Genomic DNA, 11,132 nt, shown 5'->3' with positions numbered 1-11,132 from the left:
CTTTATAAAATATAAGATTATGATCAAAACAGTAAACTTACAGAAAATCTTCAAAACAGAAGAAGTCGAAACATGGGCATTGAACAATGTCAATCTAGAAATCAAAGCAGGCGAATTTGTAGCCATCATGGGACCATCCGGTTGTGGAAAGTCCACCCTGCTGAATATCCTCGGCCTTTTGGACAATCCTACGGGAGGCACTTACGAACTGAACGGAACAGACGTTTCCAAATTTACCGAAGCACAACGCACCAATTTACGTAAAGGGGTCATCGGATTCGTGTTCCAGAGCTTTAACCTGATTGATGAATTGAATGTATTCGAAAATATCGAGTTACCCTTATTGTATATGGGGATTCCGGCGGCAGAACGCAAACGCCGGGTAGAAGATGCCATGAACCGTATGGCTATTGCCCATCGGGTAAAACATTTCCCACAACAACTATCCGGCGGACAGCAACAACGTGTTGCAATAGCCCGTGCTGTAGTAGCAAACCCGAAACTGATTCTAGCAGATGAGCCTACCGGCAATCTGGATTCCAAAAACGGCAAGGAAGTAATGGAACTTCTGACCGAACTGAATAAAGAAGGAACAACAATTGTTATGGTTACCCACTCCCAACACGATTCCGGCTATGCAGGGAGAACCATTAATTTGTTTGACGGGCAGGTGGTGAATGAAATAAAAATATAAGTCAATTTATTATAGAGGTGGTTAAACCACCTCTATAATAACAAAAGGATATTATAACAATGAACGTCTTCTTAAACATCAAACTTATTGCCCGCAACTGGTGGCGAAACAAACTTTTTTTTCTGATTTCGCTATTCAGTCTTACAGCTGGATTAGGATGCACCAATCTGCTTATGACTTTTTTTATCCATGAATATAATGTGGAAAAATATAATACCGACCGTAACCTCATTTATCTATTACGTCAAGACTCTCCAATGGAAGAAGGTATTAAAGTAGCCTACTCTACCTCAGACGCAGCCACACAGATAAAAGAAAAATATGCTGAAATTACAGATATTCTGCGTGTAAACGGAATGTCTGGTAATCTTTGCAAATATAATGGAACAGATATCAAACAGTTTCTTTTTATCAGTGCCGACTCTACTTTAAATCAATTTTTTCCTTATACAACTTCAGAAGGCAGCCTGGAAGAAGTCCTCACGACTCCGGACAAAGTTGCTGTAAACAAAAGATTTGCCCACCAACTTTTCGGAAATCATTCCGGTATTGGAGAAATCTTGGAAATAATCAATAAAGAAGGACAAAGTAAAAGTTATAAAGTAGCAGCTATATTAGAAGATCGTCCACAATCTTTTCTGCATTTTGATTTGCTGACAGGACTATCCGACAAATCATGGGGTGGTCCTGTATTATTGAAACTACAACCAGGTGCATCTCCCTTAGCTTTACAGGAAAAAATTAAAAAAGACAAGATTCCAGCATTAGTACCGGATTCACGATATTATATTGATCCGATAAAAGAACTATACTTTAATACAGGAAAAGACAGCAAGCAGCAACAGTTGGCTTTTTTCCAACATTGTGATGTATTATTACTATATATCAGTCTGATTTCGGCCCTGCTTGTGCTTATCATCGCTTGTTTCAACTATACAAATCTGACTCTCTCACGTACCCTGCAGCAACTTAAAATGATACATATAGAAAAGCTGATGGGAGCAAAATCAAAAGAAATCCGCAGTCAGTTATTTCTTGATGCAGCACTTACCGTTTTATTTGCATTCCTGTTATCATTATTGCTTATTAATGACATGCTGCCGTGGTTTAACAACCTGTTGTCTACCCGCCTTTCCTTCTCTTTCTTTTTCAGCCGGCAAGTTCTACCTTTACTTTTATCCTTCATTTTCCTCATGGCTGTCATTCCTGGTCTGTATATCAGCCATAAACTCTCTCAACAGACTTTGAGCAAGTATCGGCAAGCTTATACAGGAAAGAAAAAGCAACAATTTATATGGTTGCTTGTTACCATCCAGTTTATATTTTCAATCGGGTTAGTGTATGCAACCACTCTTGCACAAAAACAAATGGATTTAATCAAATCCCGTGCATACCATTACGAAAATACAATAGAAATAGGGAGTGGCACCCTTCCTCTGTTTCCGCTCTATCAGGAACTGAAACAAATGGATGGAATAGAGTCTATAAGTCTTTCCATGAGTTCTGTACTTTACTGTTGGCTTCGTGAACTTCCTATCCGACAAACAGACGGTAGTATCCAACATAATTCTATAGCACACATCCCTACCGACACAACTTTCTTCCAAACCATGCATATCCGGCAAATTGCCGGAGTATCTCCCTCCCAAGCCTGTCGGGAATATACTCATCCGGCTTTTATCAATGAAAAGCTTGCGCGTCTGCTGAACATAGATGTTTCCCACATAGGTCATAAACTAAATGAATTTGATAAATTCTCGGATTCATTAAGTACTATTGCAGGTATTTTCAAGAACTTCCCATTAAACTCCCTGGAAGAGGAAATCGGTGGTCAACAAATATCTATTGGAACAGAACAAGATTTAATTCAGAAAGGAACATTCATACAAATAAAACTCATTCCTGAATATTATAAAGAAACATTGGTATCTATTGAAAAATTATGGAAGGAAATGAATGGTGACAGAGGTTTCAAATATGTAGATATGCATAAAGAATTTATGTTGCGTAATAACAAAGTAATTATACTCTCCCGAATCCTTATCAGCTACTCATTTATTGCATTGGCCCTGACCTGTTTTGGCCTGTTCGGTATTTCATGGTACGCTGTACGTCATCGTACCCGTGAAATTGCAATCCGTAAAGTGCACGGTGCTTCCAATTGGGAAATAGTATGGTTACTAAACCGTTCGTTTCTATGGCAAATACTAGTAGCATACATCATCGCTATTCCGATAACGTGGTTATTAATGCAACATTGGCTGGAGCAATTTGCTTATCGAATTTCAGCCACACAATGGAATTTCCTGACCCCTGTTCTTATTGTATTGGTAATTACAACCATTACGATAACAATACATAGTTATCTCAGTGCACGCACTAATCCGGTAAACAGCCTAAAAGCTGAATAGCAAACGTCTATGTATATGTTCTCTTTTGCTGAAAAAGAACCAAGCTTACAGAAATCACAACAAGGATTATGCCCAAAGCACTGTATGTAGTAAAGAGTTCTTTGAATACAAATACCCCTACCAGGACTGCCGTAAGAGGTTCCAATGCACCCAATAAGGAAGTCAACGTCGGTCCTGCCAATTTTACAGCCTTCACCAACGTAATATTAGAGATCGCAGTTGCAGGAAGTGCCAGTCCTCCGATATAGAGCCAAGTGATTACATTGGTTTCCAAACGGACCCCCTCATCATAGAAAAGTCCTCCCAGCAAAAAGAACAAGGCTCCCAGCCCCATCACATAACAAGTTAATACCGTAGAATTAACTTCCACTGCTCTGGTTTTTCTTATACCTATTATATAACCGGCATAAGAGAAAACCGATATGCAGGCCGCTATCAATCCCATCATTCTATTTCCACCATTATATTCTATATTTCCGGAAGATAATAAAGATGCTCCTACTAATGATAAAACGATAGCAGCGAAAGTCACAATAGACTTTTTTTCTCTAAAGAAAACAGCCATTGTTACTGCAACAGCCAGCGGATACATAAAATGGATGATAGAAGCAACACCACTTGCAATATTCTGATAAGCTATGACAAGACTGAACGAAGTAAGCGCACGCAGCAAGCTCAGTCCGAAAATTGTTTTAAAATCTTTATACCCTATGTGAAAATCACATTTGGTAAGAAAAGCAAAAACAAGCAAGACAACTGTAGCAACTCCCCAACGATAAGTCAGCACTTCGAAAGAAGAATATCCAATAGCCAACAAGCTTATGGAAAAAAACGGTGCCAATCCGAAAGTCGCAGAAGACACTGCTGCATATAAAATACCTTTTATCCGATTCATGTCCTTTTCAAGTAAAGCGGATACAAAGATAGACAATAATACATAATAAAAAAACAGGTTGCCTTTGTAAAGGCAACCTGTGATATCTTACTTTATGATTTCCAACTTCTTAAAGCATTTAGTCAGTTTATCCACAGCATAGTCAACTTGTTCCTTTGTATGAGTAGCCATCAAAGCAACACGCACCAAAGTATCTTGTGGTGCACAAGCCGGTGGAATAACAGGATTAATAAATATACCCTCGTCAAATGCCAGTTTAGTCACTTCGAATGTCTTATCCGTATCACGAACATAAAGTGGAATAATCGGACTTTCAGTATCACCGATTTCAAAACCGGCCTGACGGAAACAATCCAAAGCATAATTTGTAATCTTCCACAAATTCTCACGACGTTCGGGCTCACTCTTGAGGATATGAAGTGCAGCACGTGCAGCAGCTGTTGCAGCAGGAGTATTACTTGCAGAGAATATATATGAACGTGAGTTGTGACGCAACCAGTTGATTGTATCTTTATCCGCAGCAACAAAACCACCGATAGAAGCCAGTGACTTTGAGAATGTACCCATAATAACATCTACCTGATCTGTCAGTCCGAAGTGATCACAGACACCTCGCCCGTCACGACCGAACACACCCAAGCCGTGTGCTTCATCCACCATGATACTTGCATTGTATTTGTCTTTCAAACGAACAATCTCAGGCAAGTTAGCCAAATCACCTTCCATAGAGAAAACCCCGTCCACCACAATCAGTTTCACAGATTCCGGTTTACACTTCTGAAGTTCTTTCTCAAGGGCTTCCATATCATTGTGCTTGTATTTCAACTGGGTGGAGAAAGAAAGGCGACGTCCGTCTACGATGGAAGCATGGTCACGGTCATCACAGATAATGTAGTCATTGCGGTCTGTCAGGCAAGATACCACACCCTCATTTACAGTAAAACCGGTAGAATAAACCAATGCATCATCTTTCCCTACGAATTCCGCCAATTCCTTTTCTAACTGAACGTGCAGGTCAAGCGTACCATTCAAGAAGCGTGAACCTGCACAACCTGTACCATATTTACGGGTTGCAGCAACAGCTGCTTCAATAATCCGTTCATCGTAGGTTAACCCCATATATGAGTTGGAGCCAAACATCAGCACCTTTTTACCATCCATGATAACCTCTGTATCCTGATGGCTGTCTATCTCACGAAAATAAGGGTAAACGCCTCTTTCCATGTATAGTTGAGGCAATCTGAATTTACTTAACTTGTCTTGTAATAATCCCATATCCTATTGTATATGTAAGCCTCGTCGGCCTACTTTAAAATAATGTATATAAACTCACTAATACATTCTGTTTTCAAGGTGTTCCCGTCAAAACAGGCTGCAAAGATAGTAAATTCTACAACCGATTGTACTTTTTTTCAAAAAAAATATTTAGGGGCATCAAAACTTTTAGGATTTAGGGCAGTTATAAACAAAATGTATTACTTTTGCGTTTAATAAAGAGCTAAACTACCAAAGTAAAAGTATGACCACGAAAAAGAAAATTGTATTTGTCGTTAATCCTATCTCGGGGACACAGGGGAAAAGAGCCATATTAAAATGGATTGACGAACGTATAAACCGTACACTTTATGATTATACGATTGTCAAAACACAATATGCCGGCCATGCTGAAAAGATTGCGGCTACAGCTGCCAAAGAGAAAGTAGATATAGTAGTGGCTATTGGAGGAGATGGAACTATAAACGAAATAGGACGTGCATTGATACATACGGATACGGCATTAGGCATTATACCTTGCGGATCGGGAAACGGACTGGCACGGCATTTACAAATTCCTTTGGAACCCAAGGCTGCTATTGACATTATAAACGAAAGTTCTGTTGCCTGTATTGATTACGGAAAAATAAACAATATACCCTTTTTCTGCACATGCGGAGTAGGTTTTGACGCGTTTGTCAGCTTAAAGTTTGCTGATTCAGGTAAACGCGGACTACTAACCTATCTGGAAAATACCTTGCATGAAAGTCTGAGTTACAAACCTGAAACTTATGAAATAGAAAATGAAGAAGGAACGGTAAAATACAAAGCTTTCCTGATAGCCTGCGGCAATGCCTCCCAATATGGGAACAACGCATATATTGCTCCACAGGCCTCGTTAACCGATGGGTTGATGGATGTCACAATATTAGAGCCGTTCACAGTGCTGGATGTTCCTTCTTTATCTTTTCAACTTTTCAACAAAACCATAGACCAAAACAGCCGGATCAAGACATTCCGTACTAAAAAGATTAAAATACATCGTTCAAAACCCGGAGTTATGCATTATGACGGAGATCCGATCATGGGAGGAAAAGATATTGAGGTAGAATTGATTCCACACGGACTCAACATCATTGTTTCTGATAAAAAAAAAGAGAACGAACCTTTTAGTCTCTTACAGCAAATATCCGAAATATTCAGTGGTATGAAACCTAAAGCTGAAACTTTTGCTTTCCGGCACAGCCATTTATTTGAACTTAACAAAAGTTTATTGCGTCGTCTATCCAAAAAACAATAAAAAATATCTTTTTTCTGAACATCAGTAAAGACTCTGCAAATAAAAACAGTTTCTTTATGATGTTCAGAATAATCCGCTCTCTACATGTTCAGATAGAATTCTTTAGTCAAGGCTATATATTCTTCACTATACACATGACGTGATAATTCGATGGTCAAATCGTCTATAACACACTTATCCACAGAGAATTTGAAAGCAAGCAGCACCCGTTTGGGCTCCGATCCAGGTTTTGTATGAATGAAAGTCTGATGTGAGAGATGTAATCCGTAACGAGTGGCAGCCATCAAAAAAGATTCTTTACCATCAGCAGGAATAATCACAGAAAAAACGCCTTCGGGATGAAGCAAACGGGCTGCAGATCCTGCTAATTTGTCAAAATCAAGAAAATCTGTATGCCGGGCGATATTACGCTGTTTCCCTGGGCATTTCAATGAATCGGTAAAATAAGGAGGATTGGAAACAATGACATCAAAGAGTGTTTCCGATGTAAAATGACAAATATCCTGCAACTCCACTTCTATCCTATCCTGCCACGGAGATGCCGCCACATTTCCACGAGCCTGTTCCACAGCATCCGCATCTATATCAACCGCTCTTATCCGGGCATTGCACCGCTGTGCCATCATCAAAGAAATCAATCCGGTTCCAGTACCAATATCTAAAATATTACGGGCGGAAACCACATCGGCCCAAGCTCCCAATAAAACTCCGTCCGTACCAACCTTCATGGCACATCTATCATGATAAACAGTAAATTGCTTAAAAGAAAAATAAGGATTTGGCATACTATATTTATTAAATTAGCTGTCAAAAATAGGAAAATCCATTTAATTACTCCAATTATTAGGAAATATTTGATTTTTAAAACTCAATTAGTTCCCATGAATTTTCCTTATTCGACAAGGAATGATTAACTTTGTCCCCGTTTTGGGCATTGGGCTCAATTTAACACAAGAGGAATAAATTATGAAGAGGAATAAGAAAGAGGATATTTTGTTGAATACTGATAACGATGACATCTCTATGTTAGCTGAAATCCAAACGGATCCGGATGAAGTAACTGCTATGGAATTTAATAAAGAAATACCTGTTATGCCTTTACGCAACATGGTAATGTTTCCATCTGTAGTAATGCCTGTGACCATTGGACGCCCCAGCACATTGAAATTGATAAATGCTGCATACAAGAAAAAACTTCCCATAGCGGTAGTTTGTCAGATACAGGGAGATATGGACGATCCCGGTTTTAATGATGTGTACCATGTAGGAGTTATCGGGAAGATTCTCCGTGTATTCGAAATGCCAGGTGGAAATACCACAGTAATTATGCAGTCAAACGGGCCCAAAGTACATTTGGACAGTATCACCAAAACGTCTCCATATTTGAAAGGGATGGTGACTCCTATTCCGGAGGCAAATGACCAACTGGAAACGGACGAATTCAAAGCATTGATTGACACCTGCAAGGATTTGACGAGTAAGTTCATAGAGGCTTCCGAGAAGATGAGTCCGGATACGGTTTTTGCAATCAAGAACTTGGACAATCCGGAAATTTTGGTAAATTTCATTTGTGCAAACTTCCCTATTCCGGTAGAAGAAAAGATAAAATTGCTAAAAGCTGGCGATTTGCAAAGCCGCCTGTATATGCTGGTCAAGATCTTAAATCGTGAAGTACAATTGGCTGATATCAAACAAAGCATTCAAATGCGTACACGCGAAGATATTGACCGTCAGCAACGCGAATATTTCTTGCAGCAACAAATTAAAAACATACAGGATGAACTGGGTGCCGGACAGGAAGATGAAATAGATGAACTCCGCCAAAAAGGAAAAACCAAGAAATGGAGTCCGGAAATGGCAGAACTCTTTGAAAAAGAAGTTTCCAAATTGGAAAGGACAAATTCCCAATCACCGGATTTCAATGTGCAACTTACCTATTTGCAAACCCTGTTAGGATTACCTTGGAATGTCTTTACCACTGACAACCTGAATATAAGTAATGCCGAAAAGACATTGAACAAAGACCACTACGGACTAGAGAAAGTAAAGGAGCGTATCCTTGAACATTTAGCAGTGCTGAAACTAAAAGGTGATATGAAATCACCCATCATCTGCCTTTATGGTCCTCCGGGAGTCGGTAAAACTTCTTTAGGACGTTCCATAGCGGCATCATTGAAACGTAAATATGTACGTATGTCATTGGGTGGTGTGCATGACGAAGCCGAGATCCGTGGCCATCGTAAAACTTATATCGGTGCCATGCCGGGCCGTATCATCAAAAGTTTGATAAAAGCCGAGTCCTCTAATCCGGTTATCATTTTGGACGAAATAGACAAACTGGGCAGTGACCACCGCGGAGATCCCAGTTCCGCTATGCTGGAAGTGCTTGATCCCGAACAGAACAACACTTTCCACGATAACTATTTGGATGTAGATTACGACTTGTCTAAAGTAATGTTCATCGCTACGGCAAACAATTTGAGCACCATCCCTCCTGCTCTGCTGGACCGTATGGAGTTGATAGAGGTCAGCGGATATATCACAGAAGAAAAAGTAGAAATAGCCCGCCGGCATCTTGTTCCCAAAGAACTGGAAGCCAACGGCATTAAAAAAGAATATGTGAAGTTCTCTAAAGCTGCCTTGGAATGTATTGTAGAAAATTATACTCGTGAAAGCGGGGTGCGCGAACTTGAGAAGAAGATAAACAAGGTAATGCGTAAAATAGCGTTGGAATTTGCACGTGACGGCTATGAAGTGATGCATGAAATAAAACCTGCCGATGTACGCAAATATCTGGGCACGCCAGAATATAGCCGCGACAAATACCAAGGAAATGAATACGCCGGTGTTGTCACAGGGCTGGCGTGGACAGCTGTCGGAGGTGAAATTTTGTTTGTAGAAACCAGTTTAAGCAAAGGAAAAGGCGGTAAACTGACATTGACCGGGAACTTGGGTGACGTAATGAAAGAGTCGGCCATGCTGGCTTTGGAATATCTCAAGGCACATACCAAACTGCTGAATTTACAGGAAGATATCTTTGACAATTGGAATATCCACATCCATGTACCTGAAGGAGCCATCCCTAAAGATGGTCCGTCAGCCGGTATCACCATGGTGACTTCATTGGCATCCGCCCTCACCCAGCGTAAAGTGAAAGCAAATCTGGCAATGACAGGCGAGATCACATTACGTGGAAAAGTCCTGCCCGTAGGCGGTATCAAAGAAAAGATCCTAGCCGCTAAACGCGCCGGAATCAAAGACATCATTTTATGTGAGGAAAACCGCAAGAACATTGAAGAAATTCAGCCGATGTATCTAGAAGGACTGACATTCCATTATGTCACGGATATTAAGGAAGTATTGGCTTTGGCTCTCACCAATGAAAAAGTAAACGATGCCATTGATTTTAATATTACCAATCAAAAAACAGAAGAAAAGAAATAAATATGACTTTTGACTTACAATATACAGACCCCAAATCGAATGCCCGTGCCGGATTGATAACAACTGACCACGGGCAAATAGAAACCCCCATCTTTATGCCTGTAGGCACATTGGGAACGGTGAAGGGCGTGCATTTACATGAGTTGAAAGAGGACATTAAAGCACAGATAATCCTGGGCAACACTTACCACCTGTATTTACGACCGGGACTGGATATAATAGAACGTGCCGGAGGTCTGCATAAATTCAACGGCTTTGACCGTCCTATGCTGACTGACAGTGGTGGTTTTCAGGTATTCTCCTTATCAGGTATCCGCAAAATGAGAGAAGAAGGTGTGGAATTTCGCTCACATATAGACGGTTCGAAACACCTGTTCACTCCTGAACGGGTGATGGACATAGAACGGACTATCGGTGCAGATATCATGATGGCTTTTGACGAATGTACTCCGGGAACCGCAGATTATGAATACGCAAAAAAATCAATGCAGCTTACCCATCGTTGGCTGGACCGTTGCATAAAGCATTTCAACGAAACCGATCCCAAATATGGTTATCAACAGTCATTATTTCCCATAGTACAAGGCTGTGTCTATCCCGACTTACGCAAACAATCAGCGGAATATATTGCCTCCAAGGGAGCTGACGGAAATGCCATCGGTGGCCTAGCCGTAGGTGAGCCAACCGAGAAAATGTACGAAATGATAGAGGTTGTCAATGAAATCTTACCCAAAGACAAGCCCCGCTATCTGATGGGAGTCGGTACACCGGTAAATATACTGGAGGGTATAGAACGCGGTGTAGATATGTTTGATTGTGTAATGCCGACCCGGAACGGACGCAATGGAATGTTATTCACTAAAAACGGCATAATGAACATGCGCAACAAGAAATGGGAGGATGATTATTCTCCTATCGAGGCCGAAGGAGCATCGTATGTAGATACCATGTACAGCCGTGCTTACTTGCGCCATCTGTTCCACGCACAAGAACTGCTGGCCATGCAAATCGCTTCTATCCACAACTTGGCATTCTATCTGTGGCTAGCAGGCGAGGCCCGTAAACACATCATTGCAGGAGATTTCTCTACGTGGAAACCAATGATGGTAAAACGCTTATCTACAAGATTATAAA

General features: G+C 40.6%; 8 protein-coding genes. 5 read left to right on the top strand and 3 right to left on the bottom strand.

Features of this window, described 5'->3' with window-relative positions; translation table 11 throughout:
* Nucleotides 1-19: 19 nt before the first annotated feature.
* Both RE317_RS17100 and RE317_RS17095 read left to right on the top strand, forming a co-directional pair.
* A complete protein-coding gene (locus RE317_RS17100; RefSeq protein WP_005842266.1) occupies nt 20-694 on the top strand; it encodes an ABC transporter ATP-binding protein in 675 nt (224 codons plus the stop codon).
* Between the two features lie 59 nt (nt 695-753).
* Nucleotides 754-3,105, top strand: a complete 2,352-nt coding sequence (locus tag RE317_RS17095; RefSeq protein ID WP_008669180.1) for an ABC transporter permease — start codon at nt 754-756, stop codon at nt 3,103-3,105.
* A 7-nt stretch (nt 3,106-3,112) separates the two neighbouring features.
* Here RE317_RS17095 and RE317_RS17090 read toward each other — a convergent pair whose 3' ends face one another.
* Together RE317_RS17090 and RE317_RS17085 are read right to left on the bottom strand one after the other, a co-directional pair.
* Nucleotides 3,113-4,000: a DMT family transporter gene (locus tag RE317_RS17090; protein ID WP_005853396.1), complete on the bottom strand. Its 888-nt coding sequence runs from the start codon at nt 3,998-4,000 to the stop codon at nt 3,113-3,115.
* Between the two features lie 87 nt (nt 4,001-4,087).
* On the bottom strand, nt 4,088-5,275 hold the full coding sequence (locus RE317_RS17085) for an aminotransferase class I/II-fold pyridoxal phosphate-dependent enzyme (RefSeq protein WP_005842272.1): 1,188 nt from the start codon (nt 5,273-5,275) through the stop codon (nt 4,088-4,090).
* Nucleotides 5,276-5,519: 244 nt separating this feature from the next.
* Between RE317_RS17085 and RE317_RS17080 the strand changes: the two genes are divergently transcribed.
* Nucleotides 5,520-6,554, top strand: a complete 1,035-nt coding sequence (locus RE317_RS17080) for a diacylglycerol kinase family protein (protein ID WP_005853394.1) — start codon at nt 5,520-5,522, stop codon at nt 6,552-6,554.
* Between the two features lie 80 nt (nt 6,555-6,634).
* Here RE317_RS17080 and RE317_RS17075 read toward each other — a convergent pair whose 3' ends face one another.
* Complete coding sequence (locus RE317_RS17075; protein WP_005842277.1) at nt 6,635-7,339, bottom strand: tRNA1(Val) (adenine(37)-N6)-methyltransferase; 705 nt, start codon at nt 7,337-7,339, stop codon at nt 6,635-6,637.
* A 181-nt stretch (nt 7,340-7,520) separates the two neighbouring features.
* Here RE317_RS17075 and lon point away from each other — a divergent pair, with 181 nt between their 5' ends.
* Both lon and tgt read left to right on the top strand, forming a co-directional pair.
* Nucleotides 7,521-9,998, top strand: coding sequence for an endopeptidase La (gene lon, locus RE317_RS17070; RefSeq protein WP_005842279.1), 2,478 nt, complete (start codon nt 7,521-7,523; stop codon nt 9,996-9,998).
* 2 nt (nt 9,999-10,000) lie between these two features.
* A complete protein-coding gene (gene tgt / locus RE317_RS17065) occupies nt 10,001-11,131 on the top strand; it encodes a tRNA guanosine(34) transglycosylase Tgt (protein WP_005842281.1) in 1,131 nt (376 codons plus the stop codon).
* The last annotated feature ends 1 nt before the right edge of the window (nt 11,132 follow it).

Origin of the sequence: Phocaeicola sp. GP0067, from assembly GCF_031119655.1 — a bacterium.
Lineage (GTDB): Bacteria > Bacteroidota > Bacteroidia > Bacteroidales > Bacteroidaceae > Phocaeicola > Phocaeicola vulgatus.
This window is presented reverse-complemented; position numbering and strand designations above follow the sequence as displayed.